The organism is Streptomyces sp. NPDC018045 (assembly GCF_044327445.1).
Classification (GTDB): domain Bacteria; phylum Actinomycetota; class Actinomycetes; order Streptomycetales; family Streptomycetaceae; genus Streptomyces.
The window spans coordinates 45,005-63,130 of sequence record NZ_JBIRFL010000031.1; the positions used below are offsets into that span (position 1 = coordinate 45,005).

The following is an 18,126-nucleotide window of genomic DNA, read 5'->3' on the forward strand; positions in this document are numbered from 1 at the left end:
AACGTGCGGCTCCTCCGGTCGTGCGGTGAAGATTATCTGTGCTCCGGGCATATCGCGCCGGGGCGGACCGGACTATGTGCTTCCAGGTGGAACCGCCCGTCCCGGCGTGTTCCCGAGGTGACGCGGCCCCCGATGGCGCCGAGCCGGGCGGCCAGGTTGCTCAGGCCGCTGCCGCCGGGGCCGAGGGGCCGGTCCTTGTCCACCACGCCGTCGTTGACGAGCGTCAGCCACACGGTGTCGTCCTTGCGGACCGCCGTGATCGTGCACGACTGGGCCTTGCTGTGCCGGAGGACGTTGGTGACCCCCTCGCGCAGGGTGGTCGCGAGCGCCGTGTCCACGGCCGGGTGCAGCCGGCCGCAGGAGATGTCCAGGGTGACCCGGATGTCCGCCGCGGCCAGTACCGTCGCGGCCGACTCGGCCTCCTCCGACAGCGACATCTCGCGGTAACTGCGGGCCACCAGGCGGGCGTCGGCGAGGGCCTGCCGCGACACCCCCAGCACGGCGGTCACCTCTTCCTGGGCGCGGGCCGGGTTGGTCACCACCAGGCGGTGGATCAGTTCGCACTTGAGCGTGATCGCGGACAGGCTGTAGCCCAGCAGGTCGTGGACGTCCCGGGAGAAGCGCATCCGTTCCTGGGCGACCGCCATCCGGGCCAGCGCCGTACGCGCCGAATGGACCTCGTGCACGAGGTCGGTCAGCCGGGTCAGCCCGTACAGGACGAGGCCGGTGAGCAGGGTGGTGAGCGGTGTGTACAGCTCGGTGACGGCCGGGAGCCGGAGGGCGAACGCATAACCGTCGATCACCGCGGCCACCAGCGCGAAGAGGAACCAGGACAGCGGCGCGGGCAGCATCAGCAGGAGTGAGGAACCGAGAATCCCGCCCATGCCCGCCCAGGTGATGCCCAGCCACAGAAACGGAAGGAACGTCAGAACGGACTGGACGGTGAGCGTCAGCGTTTTCCACGGCGCCGTCCAGCGGCGGGCCCGCGGCGAACTGTGCAGCAGTTGAAGGAAGAAGAGCGCCGACGCCGAGCCGAGGCACATTAGCAGAAGGTCCAGCGGCGGGTCGTCCCGCAGAACTTCGAGGAGGGGCACGGCCGTATAGCCGCACAGCACGATGATGGTGATGATTCTTGCCACGTGGATGGCCGGAATTTCGCCCCCGGCGGCGGAACGGATCGGCTGGTCGTCCACCCCCTGGCCCGAAGGGGCCTGGTGTCTCCCGTCGCCGCTTTCCAGATCGAGGGGGGCGACTCCGATTGCCGTACGCCGAAAAGGGTCAACCACGCGGTGCCTCCTCGTTAGATGGCCGGGACCAGAGTCCCGCGCACACGTTACTCGGGCGATGCGAACATGACTGAAAGTATGAGGAGTAATGGTGCTTTGGTTGTGCAAACTTGGTCAGCCGGATAAAGGGCGGAGAAGCGCCGGCCCGCCGGTCCGCCACCGGCCGTTCGCGCGCCCGTGGCCGCCTCCGGTCCGAACGGCCGGCCCCGCCCGGTGAGACCGCCGCGGCGCGTCCGCGGCGGGCCGGCGCCGCCATCGCGGGACCGTGAAATTTTCATGTCCGGGTTCGTGCCCCGGTCACTGGGCGCCCGCCGTCACTGCTGTCACTCTCGTCAGCAGGCTTCGGGTGACGTTCCCCGGGCCGCGACCGTGCGAGGCGAACCGGAAGGGGAGAGCGCGCAATGGACATCACGTTACTGGGCCCGCTGACCGCACACGAGGACGGCGTCCCGGTGGTACCCAGCGCGGCCAAGCCCCGGCAGATCCTGGCGATGCTGGCGCTGCAGGCCGACCACGTCGTCACGGTACCGACCCTGATGGCGGAGATCTGGGGGGAGCGGATACCGCGCAGCGCCGCCACCACGCTTCAGACCTACATCCTCCAGCTCCGCCGGAAGATCACCGCCGCGCTGGCCGGCACCCCCGCCGTCGACGCCAAGGACGTGCTCGTCACCCGCTTCGGCGGCTATCTGCTGCGGGTACGGCCCGGAAGGACCGACGCCCAGGAGTTCGAGCAGCTCGTGGCCGACGGCCGGGCGGCCTTCCACGCCACCGACTACCGCACCGCCTCCCGGTCGCTCTCCCGGGCCCTCGCCCTCTGGCAGGGGCCCGCGCTGGTCGACGTACGGGCCGGCAGCATCCTGGAACTGGAGGCGCTGCGCCTGGAGGAGAGCCGCATGGCCGCCCTGGAGTGCCGGATCGACGCCGACCTGCACCTCGGACGGCACGCCGAACTGGTGCCGGAGCTACGGGTACTGACGGCACGTCATCCCATGCACGAGCGGTTCTGTGCCCAGCTCATGCTCGCCCTGCACCGTTCGAGCGGATCCTGGCGCGCCCTGGAGGCCTACCAGCGGCTGCGCGGCATCCTGGTCGCCGAGCTGGGGCTGGAACCCTCGCCGTCCCTCCAGCAGCTCCACCAGGCGGTGCTCTGCGGCGACGCGGTACCCGGCCTGCACGCCGTGGGCGCGGACTGACCGGCCCGCGAGACGTTGTCCAGCCCGCCTTCAGCTTCCTTCGAGGCACCGCTCCTACGGTCGCGCCATGACGACCTTCGACGAACTCCTCACCGGCGCGCCCCCGCCCGACCTGCGCCGCTCCACCGCGGAACTGCGCCGTCTGAAGGCGGAGGTGAGCCGGGGGCCGGACCCCGGCGCCACCGAGCGGCAGCACGCCAAGGGCAAACTCACCGTGCGGGAGCGGCTGGACCTCCTCTTCGACCCGGAGACGTTCACGGAGACCGAGCCACTGCGCCGCCACCGCAGCACCGGGTTCGACATGGCGGGCCGCCGGCCGCACGGGGACGGGGTGGTGACCGGCTGGGGCCGGGTGCACGGCCGGACCGTCTTCGCCTACGCGCACGACTTCCGCGTCTTCGGCGGCGCGCTGGGCGAGGCACACGCGGCGAAGATCCACAAGATCATGGACCTCGCGCTGTCCGCCGGGGCCCCGCTCGTCGGCCTCAACGACGGGGCGGGGGCCCGCATCCAGGAAGGCGTCACCGCCCTGGCCGGGTACGGCGGCATCTTCCGGCGCAACACCAGGGCCTCCGGCGTCATCCCGCAGATCAGCGTGATGCTCGGCCCGTGCGCGGGCGGCGCGGCCTACAGCCCCGCGTTGACCGACTTCGTCTTCATGGTCCGTGGCACGTCCCAGATGTTCCTCACCGGCCCGGACGTGGTCAAGGCGGTGACCGGCGAAGAGATCACCCAGGACGGGCTGGGCGGCGCCGAAGTGCACGCGGGCGTCTCCGGGGTCGCCGGCTTCGCCTACGACGACGAGGCCGACTGCCTCGAAGACGTCCGCTTCCTGCTGTCCCTGCTGCCCGCCAACAACCGCGAACTGCCGCCCGCCGCACCGGCCACCGACCCGCCCGGACGCCGCACCGACGCGCTGACCGACCTCGTCCCCGCCGACCCCGCCCGGGCCTACGACATGCGGGCGGTCATCGAGGAGATCGTCGACGACGGCGAGTTCTTCGAGGTGCACGAGGGCTGGGCGCGCAATGTGGTCTGCGGCCTGGCGCGCCTGGAGGGGCAGACCGTGGGCTTCGTCGCCAACCAGCCCGCCGTGCTGGCCGGCGTGCTGGACATCAACGCGTCCGAGAAGGCCGCGCGCCACGTCTCCACCTGCGACGCGTTCAACATCCCCCTGGTGACCCTGGTGGACGTACCCGGCTTCCTGCCCGGCCTCGACCAGGAGCACGGCGGCGTCATCCGGCACGGCGCCAAGCTGCTGTACGCGTACTGCAACGCCACCGTCCCCCGGGTGTCCGTCGTCCTGCGCAAGGCGTACGGCGGCGCGTACATCGTGATGGACTCCCGCTCGATCGGCGCCGACCTGTCCTTCGCCTGGCCGACCAACGAGATCGCGGTCATGGGCGCGGAGGGCGCGGCCAACGTCATCTTCCGGCGCGAGATCGCGGCCGCCGCCGATCCGGACGCGACGCGGGCCCGCCTGGTCAAGGAGTACCAGGCGGAACTGATGCACTCCTACCACGCCGCGGAGCGGGGCCTGGTCGACGACGTCATCGACCCCGGCGAGACACGGCGGGTGCTGGTGGACGCGCTGGCCGCGCTGCGCGGCAAGCACGCCGACCTTCCGGAGCGCAAGCACGGCAACGTGCCGCTGTGAGCCGGGCGCGGCCGAGAACCGTTTCCGTGGTGGCCCGGCGGGACGAACCCCCGGGCCACCACGCCGTGTTCCGCGCCGCCGTACGTCAGACCGGTACGGCCTCCAGCGCGTGGTACAGGAACGGGCACTTCAGCGGGGTGAGCCCGGCGAGCTTCAGCCCGGCGCCCGCGAAGAGTTCCTCGAACTCCCCGCGGGTGCGCTCCCGCCCGGTGGTGACCGCCATCATCTCGATGTCCATCAGCGCGGCGCCCAGCGCGTCCCCGGGATCCTCGTCGTGCCGTCCCTCGGCGAGCACCGAGGAGAAGACGATGATCCGGCCGCCCGGCGCCAGCCCCTCCCGGCAGGCGCCGAGAATGCGGCGGCAGGAGTCGTTGTCCCAGTCGTGCAGGATGTTCTTGAGCAGATACGCGTCCGCCCCGGCGGGCACCGCGTCGAAGAACGACCCGGAGACGACGTCGCAGCGGTCCTCCAGACCCGCTTCCTTGAGCACGCGCGGCGCGTCGAGGACCCCGTCGGGGGTGTCGAAGACGGTGCCGCGCACCTCGGGGTTGGCGCGCAGGATGCCGGCGAGGTGCGTGCCGTTGCCGCCGCCGACGTCCGTCACCCGGCCGAAGCGTGTGAAGTCCACCCCCTCGACGATGGCGGGCACCTGCACCGCGCTGCCGGCCGCCATCGCGGCGTGGAAGACCTCGGCGTGCTCGGGCGTCCGGCTCAGGTGCTCGAAGAGCCCGCGCCCGTGGACCAGGTCGAAGGCGGGCCGGCCGGTCCGTACGCACTGTTCGAGCGCGCCCCACGCCTGCCAGACCTCGGGCGCGCCGTGCATCGCGTCCAGCGGGCCGCCGTGCAGCGGCGAGTCGCTCCGGTACATGCTGCCGAGCCGGGTCAGCGCGAAGCGGCCCTGCCCGTCCTGGGACAGCAGCCCGACCGGGACGGCGGCCCGCAGCAGCCGGTGCAGGAAGTCGGGATCGGCGCCCGTGTGGCCGGTCAGCTCGGCGGCGGTCTTCGCCGTGTCGCCGAGCGCGTCGGGGATGCCGAGCCGGGAGACGGCCCCGCCGATCTGGAAGAGGGCGAAGCCGAACATGACGGGCAGGTACTCGGCCGAGGTCGGCTGGTCCGTGAGGGAACGGCTCATCCGTACGTCTCCTTGAGGTGTCGGTGCGGTGGTCCGCGGCGCCGGAAGGGGGCGCGCGGGTGCGGTCCGGGTCAGGGTCTGCGGCAGACGGCGAGGGTGTCGAAGTCGGCGAGCGGCCGGTGGGCCGGTGCGGCGAAGCCCGCGGCGCGCACCTGCTCGGTCAGCTCGGCGAGGGTGTACTCCCCGCCGCCCTCGGTCAGGAGCAGCATGTTGAGGGAGGCGACGAGGTTCTCCGTGTCGTCCGCCCGCTCGCCGAGCATCCGGTCGTAGATCACCAGGGCGCCGCCCGGGCGTACCGCCTCGTACGCGGCGTCCAGCAGCCGCTGCCGCCGGTCCGGGTCCCAGTCGTGCAGGACGTGACCGTAGATCAGGACGTCCGCCGGGGGCAGCGGGTCCCGGAAGAAGTCGCCGCCGTGGAAGACGGCCCGCTCCGTGTGGCCGGTCTCGGCCATGTACGCGTCGAAGAACGGCTCCAGTTGCGGCAGGTCGAAGAGGTGGCCCCGCAGGCCGGGCCGCGCGGTCAGCAGTTGGCCGAGCAGGTGCCCGCGGCAGCCGCCCACGTCGAGCACCGAGCCGAATTCCACCCCGTCCAGCGCCGCCAGGACCGGCTCGCCCAGCCCCGCGGTGACCCCGTCCATCATGCGGACGAAGTGGCCGGTGGCGACGGGGTCCCGGAGCATCCCCAGGTAGTCGCCCGCCGCCTGGGGCCGCCCCGTGCGCAGGGCCTCGGTGAGCCTGCCGTAGACGGGGTAGAGGTTGAGGTCGGCGCCGTGCAGGAAGCCGCCGACCGCTTTGGGGCGGCCGGTGACGAGGTGACGGGCGGCGCTCTCCGTGTTGCCGTAGCGCCCGTCCGCCTCCCGCCGCAGCAGGCCCAGGGCGGCGAGCAGGGCGAGGAAGTCACCGAGGCCCCGCCCGTGCAGACCGAGCCGTACGCGCAGCTCCTCCACCGTGGCCGGTCCGTCGTCCAGGGCGGTGAAGAGATCCAGGCGTACGGCGGTGAGCAGCGCCTTGGCGTCGCAGAACCGGTTGCCCAGACGCAGGATGCCCGCCGCCGTGCCGAGGTCCGAAGCGCTGCCCGTCATGACCGGTACTCCCTTTCGCCGACCTGTCCCTGGCCCCGTGTGCAACGGAATCTCGCACCGGCGGATGGAGAACCGCTCGATCCGTGGTCGTCCCGCGCCGTACCCCGGGCGGCCCGGCTCCACCGGGCGTTGAGCCCGGCACCAGTGCCCTTTCCAAGACTGCGGACAACAGCCCCGCAGCCGAGAGAGGTGTCAGGTGAGCTCCAAGTGCCCGGTCAGCTACCCCTTCCCGTGGGCCCCCGCGCCTGATGTCCCGCAGGACTGGCATTCCCTGCGGGAGGGCCCGCTGCTGAACATCGCCCTGCCCAGCGGAGACCCGGCGGTGCTGGTCACCCGCTACAAGGACGTACGCAGGCTCTACGCCGACGAGCGGCTCAGCCGCAACTGGGCCCGGCACCCGGTGTCCCGGATCTCCGCCGGCAACGACCTCTTCGCCGACCCCGAGATCGACAACGACCCGCCGCGCTACCTCGTCGAGCGCGGCATCGTCATGCGCGCCTTCAGCCACCGCAGGCTGGAGGCGCTGCGCCCCGTGGTCCGGCGGATCACCGCCGACCTGCTGGACGCCATGGAGGCGGACGGCAGGAACGAGGCCGAACTCATGGAGGAGTTCGCCTTCCCGCTGCCCATCCTCGTCATCTGCCACATGCTGGGCGTGCCGCCGCAGGACCGCGCCAAGTTCCGCTCGCTGATCGACGGTTACCTGTCCGTGAGCCGGCTGCCGGCCGAGGAGGTCGAGCGCTGCCGCGTGCAGTACTGGGACTACCTGTCCGAGCTGATCGCCGCCAAGCGGGCCGCGCCCGGCGACGACCTGATCAGCGACCTGATCAAGGTCAGCGCCGAGGACCCCGGCAAGCTGACCGACTACCAGCTCCAGCACTGGGTCAAGACGCTGCTCATCGCCGGTTACGTCACCACGGCCTCACAGATCGGCACCGGTACGGCCGTCCTGCTGCACCGGCCCGCGGTCGCCGCCGAGCTGAAGGCGGACCTGTCCTTGGTGCCCTCCGCCGTCGAGGAACTGCTCCGCTACCAGATCATGGGCACCTCGCTCGGCTCCCTGCGCTATGCCCTGGAGGACATCGCCCTCGACGACGGCACGGTGGTCCCCCGGGGCAGCACCGTCCTGCTCTCCGTCGAGAGCAACATGGACGAGGAGGTGTTCACCGAGCCGGCCACCCTCGACATCCGGCGCGAGGACAACCACCATCTGACGTTCGGCGCCGGAATCCACTTCTGCGCCGGCGCGGCCCTGGCCCGGATGGAACTCCAGGAGGCCACCGACGGCCTGCTGCGCCGCTTCCCCGGCCTCACCCTCGCCGTCCCCGGCGAGCAACTGGTCCGTCCCGAGGGCGGCTTCCTCGCCGGGTACGCCGAGATCCCCGTGAAGTGGTGAGGCCGCCATGCCCGGCACCCCGGACCCCGAGGCGCGCCTGACCGTCGTCGCGGACAACGAGACCTGCGTGACCAGCAACCTGTGCGTCAACCGGCTTCCGCAGGTCTTCGGCCAGGACGAGGACGGCTGTGTCGTCGTCCTCGATCCCCACCCGTCCGCCGACCTCGGGCGCGAACTCCTGCGCGCCCGGCGAAGCTGCCCGACCCGCTCGATCCGTGTCGAAGGGCTGGAAGAGGACTGACCTCCGGCTCCCTGACCGGCCCCGGGCTCACGGGCCCGGGGCTTTCGCGCGGGGTGGGCCGGGGCTCCGGCTGGGGCGCGGGGCCGGGGCGTCCGCATGTGGCGCGGGGAGCCCCGGCCACCTGACTCCGCCCCTCCGGGCCCCGGCTCTCAGTCGCCCTTGGCCATGCGGGCCGCGTGGTCCCGCTGCTGGCGTGTGGCGAAGCGGAGGAAGGCGACCATCTCGCCCAGGGTGTCCGCGTCGAGCCCGCGCAGGTACTCCGCCCCTTCGCGCGCGATGGGCGTGAAGATCTCGGCGACCATCGCGTACCCCTTCTCGGTGGGCTCCACGATGACCCGGCGCCGGTCGGCCGTGTCGCGGGCGCGGGTGGCGTAGCCGGAGCGTTCGAGGCGGTCGATGGCCGTGGTGACGCCGCCCGTGGTCAGGCCGGCGGCGGTGGCGAGTTCGCTGGGGCTCATGGGGTCGGGGCCGAAGAGCAGGTCGAGGCAGCGCAGGTCGGTGCGGTTGAGCCCGAGCCGGTCCGCGACCTGCTGGTCGAGGGTGTCGGCCGAGCGCTGGAACTCCTGCATGACCAGGCCGAACTCCTCTATGAGCCGCTCGCGCCGCTCGGTGTCGGGTGCTTGCTCGGGCTGCTGCCCGATCGCCTGCTCCGTTGTCACGTCGGATCCTCTCCCCGGTTTCTCTTGACATTCTAGCGATTCGCTCCGTACAGTCGATCCCGTAAGTAGCTAGAGAATCTAGCGACTAGAAGTTCGACTCACACGATTTTTGCCCAGACGGACGTCTGGTGCGGTGAAAGGAGCTTTCGATGGTCAGCACCACCCCCACCGGCCGTCTCGTCTTCGTCCCCCAGGTCCAGCACCTCACGCTGGATGTCGCCGATGTCCCGGCCGGTGCCACCCCGGAGCCGTGCAGCACCGAGTTCGGCGGCCGGGACTCGCTGGTCGAGGACGACGGCAAGGGCACGATCACCATCCGCCGGCGCGGCCCCGTGCACCCCTTCGACCTGGCCCGGCGCACGGCGCACGTCACCCTCAGCCCGCTCGTCGCCTGGCACATCGAGGTCCGCGGCCCGGCCGCGCACATCGAGGCCGACCTGACGGGGCTGCCGCTGCTCTCGCTGTGCGTCACCGGTGGACTCAGCCAGGCACGCTTCGTCCTCCCGCACACCGACCGCACCGTGGCCGTGCACTTCGGCAGCGGCGTCCGCAAGACCACGATCGTGCGCCCGCCCTCCGTACGCGCCACCCTGCGCGGCGACACCGGCTTCACCGGCCTCTCGCTGGACGGCGAATGGGTCGGCACCCGGACCGAGGCCGACTGGCGCAGCTCCGAACCGTTCGAGGCGACACCCGGCTGCTACGACATCACGCTCGACTCCGGCGCCAACCGGCTCACCATCGCCTGAACCGGCCGCCCGGCCGCCCGGCGCCGCCGCACCCGCGTTCGTCATGGTGGCGAGCCTCGGCGCGGCGGCTCGAAACCCGGTCGCGCGCGGCTCGCCCCGTACACCCCCGGGACCCACGCCCGTTCAAGCCGCAGTCGAGAGCCCGTGACAACGATCGACCGGCATCGTCGCCCAGCGGGACCGCCCGCACAGCCAACCCACGAGCACCATGAGGAGCCGTCATGGACCTGAAGCTGAAGGGCAAGCGGGCCGTCGTCACGGGCGCCGGCCGTGGCATCGGCCTGGCCGTCGCCCAGGCGCTCACCGCCGAAGGAGCCCTGGTGATGGGTGGTACACGCACCGACAGCCCCGCCCTGCGCGCGGTCACCCCGCACACCGTGGAGACCGACCTGGCCACCGCCGACGGTCCGGCCCACCTGATCGGCCGCGCCGTCGAGACCTTCGGCGGGCTGGACATCCTGGTCAACAACGTCGGCGGCCGCACGACCTCCGCCACCGGCTTCCTGGAACTGACCGACGAGGACTGGCGGGCCGGCTTCGACCTCACCTTCCTCAGCGCCGTACGGGCCGTACGGGCCGCGCTGCCCGCCCTGATCGAGAGCCGTGGCGCCATCGTCAACATCGGCTCGGTCAACGGACGGCTGCCGGCGCCGCGCCTGACCGAGTACAGCGCGGCGAAGGCCGCCCTGGCCAACCTGGCCAAGGCCCTCTCCGAGGAGTTCGGCCCGCGGGGGGTCCGCGTGAACACCGTCTCACCGGGACCGGTCCTCACCGACGCGTGGCGCAACCCGCGCCGCGCGGAGCGGCCCGATCCGGACATCGAGGACCGGCTGGCCGCGGTGCCCCGCCGGATGGGCCTGACCACCGGCGCGTTCATCGCCCCGGAGGAGGTCGCCGCCATGGTCGTCCTCCTGGCGTCCGGCTGCCTCCCGGGCGCCACGGGGGCCGACTGGCTCATCGACGCCGGAATGCTCAAGTCCCTCTGAAAAGAGGCGGTTTAAAGGCAACTGCTTTCCCGTCCTGCGGGCAGGAGTTGCCCGTGAGGCCCCTGACGAACACCGGGGCGCCAGGGAGAACCGCCCGTACCCACAGCACCCCGACACCACCGCAGCAACGCACCAGCACCACACCCGCAAGAAACATGAGGGGAACAACCCGACATGACCGACTCACCGTTCCACGTCCTCATCATCGGTGGCGGCACCGGTGGCATGGCCCTGGCGCACGGCCTCAAGCGGGCCGGGATCAGCTTCGCGGTCTACGAGCGCGAACAGACCCGCAGCACCGGCCTGCACGGCTACCGCGTCGGCATCAACCCCGACGGCAGCCGGGCGCTGAAGTACCTGCTGCCGCCGGAGCTGTTCGACACCTTCGTCGCCACCTGCGCCCGGGCGCCGAAGTACTTCAGCTTCCTCAAGGAGGACCTGAAGCCCAGCCTCACCCTCGACATCGTCCAGAGCGACGACCCCGTCAACAACGAGAAGTCCGTGAGCCGGATGACCCTGCGGCAGGTGCTGTTCACCGGCATCGAGGACGAGGTCCACTTCGGCAAGACCTTCACGCACTACGAGAAGGAGGCCGACGGCCGCGTCACCGCCTACTTCGACGACGGCACCAACGCCACCGGGGACCTGCTCGTCGCCGCCGACGGCTCCAACTCGCGGGTGCGCCGGCAGTACCTGCCGCACTCGCAGGTCAAGGACGCCAACATCATCTCCATCACCGCCAAGGTCCCGATCACCCCGGAGACCAAGGCGCTGATCCCGCCCAAGGTCTACCAGGGCATCGGCCTGGTCGTCGCCCCCAAGGGCTACAGTTGCATCCTGCACACGATGGAGTTCGGCTGGGACCGTGAGGGCCGGGTGAAGTCCGGCATCGGCGGCAACGACGCCGAACTCATCAAGAAGTGGCCCGGCCTGCTCTTCGACAACACCCGCGACTACATCAACTGGGGATTCTGGGCCGCCACCGACAAGTTCCCGGCGGACGTCCTGAAGAAGTCGCCGGACGAACTCATCAAGCTCGTCCTGGACATGACTCCCGACTGGAGCCCCAGCCTCCGCAAGCTCTTCAGCCTGGGCGACCGGCAGACCACCTTCCCCATCAACATCCGGACCTCGGTGCCGATTCCGCGGTGGAGCGCCAGCAACATCACCCTCATCGGCGACGCCATCCACACCATGACACCCGGCCAGGGCGTCGGCGCCAACACCTCCCTGCGGGACGCGGCCCGGCTGTGCAGCGGCCTGATCGAGTACGTCCGCGGTGACACCACGCTGCTGGAGGCCATCGACACGTACGAGGCGAAGATGGTCCGCTACGGCTTCGAAGCGGTCAAGGAGTCGCTGAAGCAGACCGGCGGTGACCAGCCCGTCCACAAGCCGGTCATCGGCCGGGCCGCGCTGGCCTCCATGCGCGGCTACTTCTGGGTCGCCCGCCACGTCCCCTCCGTACAGAAGAAGATGGCGGAGGACCTCTACCTGGACCGCGGCGGCGACCGTGAGGACTACGGCCGGCTCGTGCCGCCCGGCGAGCGCTGACCGGCCGCCGGGACGACGGAGGGGCACCCGGGCGTACCGGATGCCCCTCGCGTCATGGTGCGGTGCCGGGGTCAGGACACCTTGGGCCACATCGGCGTGCGGGCACCGAGGGAGCCCTTGCCGTTGCCCGGGTAGAGGAACAGGTCACCGGAGCTGTTGACGGCGGCGATGTCGGCCTTGCCGTCCTGGTCGAAGTCGCCCCCCATCACGGCGCGGAAGCCGCCCCAGCTCTCGTCGGGCCACATCGCCTTGTCGTAGTCGAACATGCCCTTGGCGTTGCCCGTGTACAGGCCCAGACCACCGGTCTGGGACACGGCGGCGATGTCGTCGCGGCGGTCGCCGTTGAAGTCGGCGGTGGTGAGGTGCTTCTTGGACCAGGTCTTGTTGTGCCAGACCTGGCGCTTGAAACCGGACAGCCGGCCGTCCGCGGTGGTCGTGTAGGCGTACAGCGAGCCGTCGCCCCAGATGGCCACCAGGCCGTCACGGCCCGAGTCGTCGGCCTTGTACCGGGCGAACTTGGGGATGGACTTCCAGGAGCCGTCCTTGGACATCGAGCGGGCGGAGCCCAGCTTGCCGCTCTTCGTGCCCGGGTACAGGTCGAGGTAGCCGTCGAGGTTGACGGCGGCGATGTCGGTCAGACCGTCGCCGTCGAAGTCGCCGGCGGCCATCGCGCGCTTGCGGCCCCAGGAGCCGTCGTGCGACCACAGCTCGCGGCCGTATTCCAGCGTCCCGTCCGGGCCGGTGTAGAAGACGTGCAGGTTGTGGTCGTCCAGGACGGCCGCAATGTCGGGGCGGCCGTCGCCGTTGAAGTCGGCGGCGCTGACGACATCGGTGACGTGGCGGTACATGCTCGTCAGCCGGATCCGCTGGACCCAGCGGTGGAGGTCGTCGACCCGGGTCTCGACGGCGCCCGTACGGGTCTCCTCGGAGCCGAAGCAGCCGCCCTGCCACGAGGAGTGGTGGACCGCGACCAGCTCGACGCCGTCACCGGTCTCCCGCAGCGCCGGGCCGCCGGTGTCGCCCCGGCAGATGGCCGCGCCGTCCTTGCCGGAGATCGCGAGGGTGGTCTTCGCCACCGCGTCCACGGTGAAGCCGCCGCTGTGCAGGCGGTCGGGAACCCACGTGTCCTTGGTACGGCCGTAGCCGGTCACGCGCAGGGCCTCGCCCTCGGCGGGCGCGCCGGCGGCGACGGCGACCGGGGCGATGTCCTCGACCGGTGCGGACAGCTTCGCCATCACCAGGTCGCGGTCCGCGCGCGGCACCAGCTCGGTGATGTCGCGCACCTGCCCGCCCTTGCCGGACAGGTCGGAGCGGCCGATGGTGGCCGAGACCGCCGTCTTGGGCTTGCCGGCGGACACCTGGGGGCTCTGGCCGGGGTTGTCGGCGAAACAACTGGCGGCCGTGAGGACCCACTGCGGGTCGACCAGGGCGCCGGTGCAGGCACGCTTGCCGCTGCCGATGGCGAGCTTCGCCGTGAACGCGTACGCCCCGTCCTTGGCGGCGTCACCTGCCACGGCGTTCGCCGGGACACCGGTCAGCATGCCTGCCGCGACGGTGGCGGCGGTGAGGCCGGTGACCCATGCGGCGCGCGGACGTCTGCCAAACATGTCGTGCTTCCTCGATTCAGAAAAAAGTGGTGCCGGGGAGGGCAGCGCGGATGTGCTCGATGACCGCCGTCATGGCGGTACCTGGCAGAATTCCCGCGGAATCACGCACAGCCCTGCGCGCGATTCCGGCTCCCCGTCCCCCGTGTCGACGGTGCCCACGCACCGGGTCGTCCGCGCCACGTGAAGCGAGCGCACGACGGCCGGGCGGCCGGGCACCGGTGGGATTACTTGCTCGCGATGATTTCGACCAGGGTGTGCGGCCGGCCCACGGGGTCGACGTTCTCGCCGATTCCCTTCCAGGAATTCTTCGGGACGTCGAAGGACTTGGTCTCCGAGCCGACGGTCATGTTGACCTTGGCCTTGTAGTCGTAGCTCTGTACGCCGCCGACCTTGGGGACCTCCAGCGAGAGGTAGCCGCTGTCTCCGAGGACCTTGAAGCAGAAGTCCTCGCGGTCGCGGGCGATGAACCTCAGGAGGTTCGGGCTGCTGTCGCACTCGGCGAGGACGATGTGCCCGTCCCCGCTCTTGAGCTTGAGGTCCTTCTCCTTGAGGATCTTGTCCGCGCCGGGGTAGGAGAAGTCCTCGATGGCGAGCGGGGGCTGCTCGGCCGACGGGGAGGCTGCCTGGGCCGCGGCCGGACGGGTGCCGGTGGTCTCGTCGGCGGCGCTGGCCGCGCCGGCCAGCAGGACGGTGCCGGTGGCCAGGGTGCCGACGGCAAGAGCGACGGCCGGCAGGCGCAGGGATATCCGCATCGATGACTCGCGTTTCGGTCGATGAAGGGCTGAAGGAGGCAAACCGCCCCCCGACGGAAGGAATATCACTGAACGTTACACGTGCTCAAACCTCTGTTGCTTTGTTATCAGAGTGACATCTGTCCGAGTATTGACGTCCGTATCCCCTCACGTCCCCTGGTCGGCCTTCGTCAACTGAACGCGGCCGGGCGGGATTTGCGGTGGGTGGTCGATGGCCTTTCCGGTTTCGGCGGCTCCTGACGCCTGACCGAATGTCCGAATTGCTGGTGTTGTGCATGTGTGATCATTCGGTCGGACGCGTGGTCGTTGCACGCGTCTTTCAAAAGTGATCACAGTGGGGAGCAAGTTGACATGGAAGCGTCAAACGCGACGTGGCGGGTGCGGCGTTTAAGAGCACGAGGCACCGCCCTGGCCGCGTTGACCACGGCCGCGGTGATGCTCGGTACGTCCGTGGCCCAGGCGCTGCCGGCCCGGACCGGGGAAGCGGCGCTCCCGGAGAACGCCCGTGCGCAGGCCGTGGACGCCTGGAAGAGCGGCGGGACGGCCACCCGGCGCGAGGCCGGCAAGGCCCTGGCCGGCTCTGCCGCCGATCTGGAGAAGTTCCTCGGCGGGGCCCTGCACCGGGCCCAGGTCGAAGACGCCCGGTTCGCCATTCTCAAGACGATGGCGGGCGCCGGCAAGGGAGTCGCCGAGGCGTCGGACAAGGCGCTGTCCGGATCCGACGAGGACGTCCTCGCCTTCGTCAAGGACGGATTCGAGAAGCCGCTTCAGGACGACCGGCGTTTCGCGGTCCTGCGGGCCATGAACGGCGGCGGCAAGGCCGTCAACCGTGAGGGCGAACGCGCCCTGAACGACGGTACGCCGGAGGTGCTGGACACCTTCCTCAAGGAGGGCCTGGAAAAGGCCACCAACGAGGACAACCGGTTCGAAGTCCTGCGAGTCATGGAGACCGGCGGCCCCGCCGTGAAGCAGGCCGCCGAGCGCGCCCTGAACGGGGACGCGGACGACAGGGCCGAGTTCCTGGAGCGCGGCCAGGAACTGGCCCGGGCGCGCGACCAGGAAATGATGACGGTCGCCCAGCTCGCCCAGGTCGCCACCGCCGCGGGCAAGAAGGCCAAGGCCGAGACCGACGCGGCGGTGGAAGCCGCCGCCGTCGCCGACCGGGCCGCGGCGAACGCGAAGAAGGCCGCCGAGGAGGCGGCACGGCAGACCGCCGAGGCCAAGACCGACGCGGACCGGGCCGGCCGGTACGCCACCGCGGCCGCGCAGGCGGCGGAAGGCGCCGCGGCAGCGGCCCGCACTGCCATCCGCGCCTCCAACAACGCGGTGGCCGCGGCGCGCACGGCGGCGCGAGCGGCGTCGAACGCCGCCGCGGCCGCGGCGGCCGCCAGCCAGGCGGCGGCCCGCGCCTACCGCGCGGCCAACGCCGCCGTGGCCGACGCCGGCCAGGCGAAGGCGGCCCGCCAGGCCGCCGAGCAGGCCCGGAACGCCGCCGCGGGTGCGCGTACCGCCGCGGCCGCCGCCGACCAGGCGGCGAGCGCGTCCGCTTCGGCCGGAGCGTCCGGTGCCGCTGCGGCCCGGGCCGCACGCAACGCCGCCGCGGCGGCCGACGCCGCCGCCCAGTCGAGCGCGAACGCCGGCGTCGCCCAGGCCGAGGCGGCCCGGGCCAGGCGGGCAGCGGCCACGGCACGCTCCGAGGCGGCCCGCGCCACCCGCGCGGCCGACAGCGCGGTGTCCCTGGCCAACCAGGCCGCCGCGTCGGCCCGGCTGACCCGTAAGGCCGCCAACGACGCGGCCGCGCACGCGGAAGCCGCGGCCAAGGCCGCGGACAAGGCGGCGGCCGAGGCCGGCAAGGCCCAGGACGCGGCCAACAAGGCCAAGGCGCACGCCGCCGGAGCGCTGGCGGCCGCCAAGACCGCGGGCGAAGCGACCGAGCAGGCCGAGACCGTGTTCAAGGTCGCCCGCGAGGCCGAGGACAAGCTGCTCCAGGCGGACCTCGCCGCGGCTCTGGAAGACGCCCGGGACCGCAAGGCCTTCGAGGACGAGATGAAGGGGGCCGTCGACGAGCAGCAGACCCAGGCCGCCCAGACGGACGAGCAGACCAAGAAGCTGATCTCCGAGGCCGGCCAGAAGCTGGGCACGGACGACGCGAGCGCCGCCCAGGTGGGCCGCAAGGCCGCCGTCAGCCTGCTCGCCAGCTCCGGCACCTGGACCCGGTCGGCCGCCGAGGACGCCCTCGCGGGCTCCGACGAGGACGTCCTGGCCTGGGTGAAGCAGGAGCGGAGCGAGGCCGAGAACCAGGACGACCGCGAGAAGGCCGTCTTCTTCAGCCGGATCGGTACGCCCAAGACGGCGGCCGCCGCGCAGGACGCCCTGGCCAAGGGGCCCGCCGAGGTACAGACGTTCCTGACGAAGGGCGCCTTCGAGGGCCAGCGTGAGGAGTACCGCTTCCAGATCCTGCGGATCATCAACGACGCGGGCAAGGCCGTCAAGGACAAGGCGACCGAAGCGCTCGACGACGGTTCCACCGAGGCCCTGCGCACGTTCCTGACCACGGGATACGCCAAGGCGCAGGCCGAGGACGACCGCTTCCAGACGCTGCGGCTCCTGGAGCAGGGCGGCCCGGCCATGAAGGCCACCGCGCAGGTGGCGCTGGAGGGCACCGCCTCGATGCGGCGCGCCTTCATCGAGCGGGCCCAGTTCCGCGCGGCCCAGGCGGACCAGGACACCGCGGCCCACATCGCGGCGGTCCAGGCCCAGCTCAGCGTCGCGGCGAAGGCCACGTCCGAGGCGTACGAGAACGCCTCGACCGCCGCGGAGGCCGCGGCCCACGCCCAGGGCAAGGCCGACGAGGCCAAGGCGCACGCCGCGAAGGCCAAGGCGTCGGCGAAGGAGGCGCAGGACCACTCCAACCGGGCCCGCGACTACGCCAAGAAGGCCGACGCCTCGGCCGCCAACGCGGCGGCCAGCGCGAAGAAGGCCAAGGACGCCGCAGCCAAGGCGCGCGTCGCCAGCCGCCAGGCCAACTACTCCGCCACTCAGGCAACGCTCTCCGCGCAGCAGGCGGTGGCCTCGGCGGCCAACGCCCAGGCATCGGCGAGCAAGGCCAAGCAGGCCGCCGTCCAGGCGGGCCAGGACGCGGCGGCCGCGCGCCGGGCGGCGACCGAGGCGAAGCAGATCGCGGTGGACAAGCGCGTCGCGGAACAGCGGGCGGCGGCGGAGGCCGCACGCAAGCAGGCCGAGGAGGCCGCGCAGAAGAACCAGCGTCCGGAGAACGACACCAAGAACGACAAGGCGGAGCTGCCCGGCGGCAAGAGTGGCGGGAAGGGCGGTGACGACTCCAAGGATCAGCTCGGCAACGTCGCGGGCATCTTCGGGGAAATCAGCACCTGGACCGGTTACGCCGCGGGAATCGCCGCGCTGATCCCCGGTGGCCAGTTGGCCGCCGGCGTCCTGGGCGGCGTTTCCCTCCTCGCGGGGGGCGCCAGTGCCGTACTCAACGGGTTCGCCCACGGCTGGACGAGCCCGGAATTCATCGGCTCGGCGCTCGGTGTCGGCCTCGGTGTGGCCGGAATGCGGTTCAACAAGATAATCGACGGCTCCTCGGGGCTAGTACAGTCGGTGGGTACGCAGGCGAAGAAATTTGCCAACGACGTCGGTTCGTCGGTCTATTCGACGGTCACCGGATGGTTTAGCTGACCAGCCTTCTGTGAACGATTGAGCCGTGGGGGGGGGGCGGGCGGGCCCCCCCCCCGGGCCCGGGAACCAGGGGGGGACCCCCCCCCAAAACACAACGACAACCGGGGGAAACGCCCGCACGAAAAAAGCA

General features: G+C 71.5%; 14 protein-coding genes. 8 read left to right on the forward strand and 6 right to left on the reverse strand.

Features of this window, described 5'->3' with window-relative positions; genetic code table 11:
* Nucleotides 1-32 precede the first annotated feature (32 nt).
* A complete protein-coding gene (locus ACH4EB_RS34540; protein ID WP_398352262.1) occupies nucleotides 33-1,139 on the reverse strand; it encodes a sensor histidine kinase in 1,107 nt (368 codons plus the stop codon).
* Between the two features lie 548 nt (nucleotides 1,140-1,687).
* On the opposite strand from ACH4EB_RS34540, the gene ACH4EB_RS34545 reads away from it, so the two are divergent.
* Both ACH4EB_RS34545 and ACH4EB_RS34550 read left to right on the forward strand, forming a co-directional pair.
* Nucleotides 1,688-2,482 carry a BTAD domain-containing putative transcriptional regulator gene (locus tag ACH4EB_RS34545; RefSeq protein WP_398352263.1) on the forward strand — a complete coding sequence of 265 codons (795 nt, stop codon included), beginning with the start codon at nucleotides 1,688-1,690 and terminating at the stop codon, nucleotides 2,480-2,482.
* Between the two features lie 67 nt (nucleotides 2,483-2,549).
* Complete coding sequence (locus tag ACH4EB_RS34550; RefSeq protein WP_398352264.1) at nucleotides 2,550-4,139, forward strand: acyl-CoA carboxylase subunit beta; 1,590 nt, start codon at nucleotides 2,550-2,552, stop codon at nucleotides 4,137-4,139.
* An 85-nt stretch (nucleotides 4,140-4,224) separates the two neighbouring features.
* Here ACH4EB_RS34550 and ACH4EB_RS34555 read toward each other — a convergent pair whose 3' ends face one another.
* Both ACH4EB_RS34555 and ACH4EB_RS34560 read right to left on the reverse strand, forming a co-directional pair.
* Nucleotides 4,225-5,271, reverse strand: a complete 1,047-nt coding sequence (locus tag ACH4EB_RS34555) for a methyltransferase (protein ID WP_398352265.1) — start codon at nucleotides 5,269-5,271, stop codon at nucleotides 4,225-4,227.
* 71 nt (nucleotides 5,272-5,342) lie between these two features.
* On the reverse strand, nucleotides 5,343-6,353 hold the full coding sequence (locus ACH4EB_RS34560; RefSeq protein ID WP_398352266.1) for a methyltransferase: 1,011 nt from the start codon (nucleotides 6,351-6,353) through the stop codon (nucleotides 5,343-5,345).
* A 196-nt stretch (nucleotides 6,354-6,549) separates the two neighbouring features.
* Between ACH4EB_RS34560 and ACH4EB_RS34565 the strand changes: the two genes are divergently transcribed.
* Nucleotides 6,550-7,749, forward strand: coding sequence for a cytochrome P450 (locus ACH4EB_RS34565; protein ID WP_398352267.1), 1,200 nt, complete (start codon nucleotides 6,550-6,552; stop codon nucleotides 7,747-7,749).
* 7 nt (nucleotides 7,750-7,756) lie between these two features.
* Nucleotides 7,757-7,990 carry a ferredoxin gene (locus tag ACH4EB_RS34570; RefSeq protein WP_398352268.1) on the forward strand — a complete coding sequence of 78 codons (234 nt, stop codon included), beginning with the start codon at nucleotides 7,757-7,759 and terminating at the stop codon, nucleotides 7,988-7,990.
* A 149-nt stretch (nucleotides 7,991-8,139) separates the two neighbouring features.
* Here the strand turns inward: ACH4EB_RS34570 and ACH4EB_RS34575 are convergent, their stop codons facing one another.
* Nucleotides 8,140-8,649 carry a MarR family winged helix-turn-helix transcriptional regulator gene (locus tag ACH4EB_RS34575; RefSeq protein ID WP_398352269.1) on the reverse strand — a complete coding sequence of 170 codons (510 nt, stop codon included), beginning with the start codon at nucleotides 8,647-8,649 and terminating at the stop codon, nucleotides 8,140-8,142.
* A 149-nt stretch (nucleotides 8,650-8,798) separates the two neighbouring features.
* On the opposite strand from ACH4EB_RS34575, the gene ACH4EB_RS34580 reads away from it, so the two are divergent.
* The 3 genes from ACH4EB_RS34580 to ACH4EB_RS34590 all read left to right on the forward strand — a co-directional run bounded on the left by ACH4EB_RS34580 (nucleotide 8,799) and on the right by ACH4EB_RS34590 (nucleotide 11,938).
* A complete protein-coding gene (locus ACH4EB_RS34580; RefSeq protein ID WP_398352270.1) occupies nucleotides 8,799-9,398 on the forward strand; it encodes a hypothetical protein in 600 nt (199 codons plus the stop codon).
* Nucleotides 9,399-9,619: 221 nt separating this feature from the next.
* Nucleotides 9,620-10,384 carry an SDR family NAD(P)-dependent oxidoreductase gene (locus tag ACH4EB_RS34585; protein ID WP_398352271.1) on the forward strand — a complete coding sequence of 255 codons (765 nt, stop codon included), beginning with the start codon at nucleotides 9,620-9,622 and terminating at the stop codon, nucleotides 10,382-10,384.
* 174 nt (nucleotides 10,385-10,558) lie between these two features.
* The gene (locus tag ACH4EB_RS34590; protein WP_398352272.1) at nucleotides 10,559-11,938 is read left to right on the forward strand and encodes an FAD-dependent oxidoreductase; all 1,380 of its coding nucleotides are present in this window, start codon (nucleotides 10,559-10,561) and stop codon (nucleotides 11,936-11,938) included.
* A 71-nt stretch (nucleotides 11,939-12,009) separates the two neighbouring features.
* On the opposite strand, the gene ACH4EB_RS34595 is transcribed toward ACH4EB_RS34590, so the two are convergent.
* Both ACH4EB_RS34595 and ACH4EB_RS34600 read right to left on the reverse strand, forming a co-directional pair.
* Complete coding sequence (locus ACH4EB_RS34595; protein ID WP_398352273.1) at nucleotides 12,010-13,545, reverse strand: trypsin-like serine protease; 1,536 nt, start codon at nucleotides 13,543-13,545, stop codon at nucleotides 12,010-12,012.
* A gap of 224 nt (nucleotides 13,546-13,769) precedes the next feature.
* Entirely contained in the window at nucleotides 13,770-14,297 is a 528-nt protein-coding gene (locus ACH4EB_RS34600; RefSeq protein WP_398352274.1) for a hypothetical protein, read from the reverse strand.
* Nucleotides 14,298-14,648: 351 nt separating this feature from the next.
* Between ACH4EB_RS34600 and ACH4EB_RS34605 the strand changes: the two genes are divergently transcribed.
* Entirely contained in the window at nucleotides 14,649-17,996 is a 3,348-nt protein-coding gene (locus ACH4EB_RS34605; RefSeq protein WP_398352275.1) for an ALF repeat-containing protein, read from the forward strand.
* Nucleotides 17,997-18,126 lie beyond the last annotated feature (130 nt).

Excerpts from the sequence above, each read along its gene's own strand:
- ACH4EB_RS34545 (WP_398352263.1), top strand. The coding sequence starts at position 1,688 with ATGGACATCACGTTACTGGGCCCGCTGACCGCACACGAGGACGGCGTC.
- ACH4EB_RS34550 (WP_398352264.1), top strand. The coding sequence starts at position 2,550 with ATGACGACCTTCGACGAACTCCTCACCGGCGCGCCCCCGCCCGACCTG.
- ACH4EB_RS34555 (WP_398352265.1), bottom strand. The coding sequence starts at position 5,271 with ATGAGCCGTTCCCTCACGGACCAGCCGACCTCGGCCGAGTACCTGCCC.
- ACH4EB_RS34560 (WP_398352266.1), bottom strand. The coding sequence starts at position 6,353 with ATGACGGGCAGCGCTTCGGACCTCGGCACGGCGGCGGGCATCCTGCGT.
- ACH4EB_RS34570 (WP_398352268.1), top strand. The coding sequence starts at position 7,757 with ATGCCCGGCACCCCGGACCCCGAGGCGCGCCTGACCGTCGTCGCGGAC.
- ACH4EB_RS34580 (WP_398352270.1), top strand. The coding sequence starts at position 8,799 with ATGGTCAGCACCACCCCCACCGGCCGTCTCGTCTTCGTCCCCCAGGTC.
- ACH4EB_RS34585 (WP_398352271.1), top strand. The coding sequence starts at position 9,620 with ATGGACCTGAAGCTGAAGGGCAAGCGGGCCGTCGTCACGGGCGCCGGC.
- ACH4EB_RS34590 (WP_398352272.1), top strand. The coding sequence starts at position 10,559 with ATGACCGACTCACCGTTCCACGTCCTCATCATCGGTGGCGGCACCGGT.
- ACH4EB_RS34595 (WP_398352273.1), bottom strand. The coding sequence starts at position 13,545 with ATGTTTGGCAGACGTCCGCGCGCCGCATGGGTCACCGGCCTCACCGCC.
- ACH4EB_RS34600 (WP_398352274.1), bottom strand. The coding sequence starts at position 14,297 with ATGCGGATATCCCTGCGCCTGCCGGCCGTCGCTCTTGCCGTCGGCACC.
- ACH4EB_RS34605 (WP_398352275.1), top strand. The coding sequence starts at position 14,649 with ATGGAAGCGTCAAACGCGACGTGGCGGGTGCGGCGTTTAAGAGCACGA.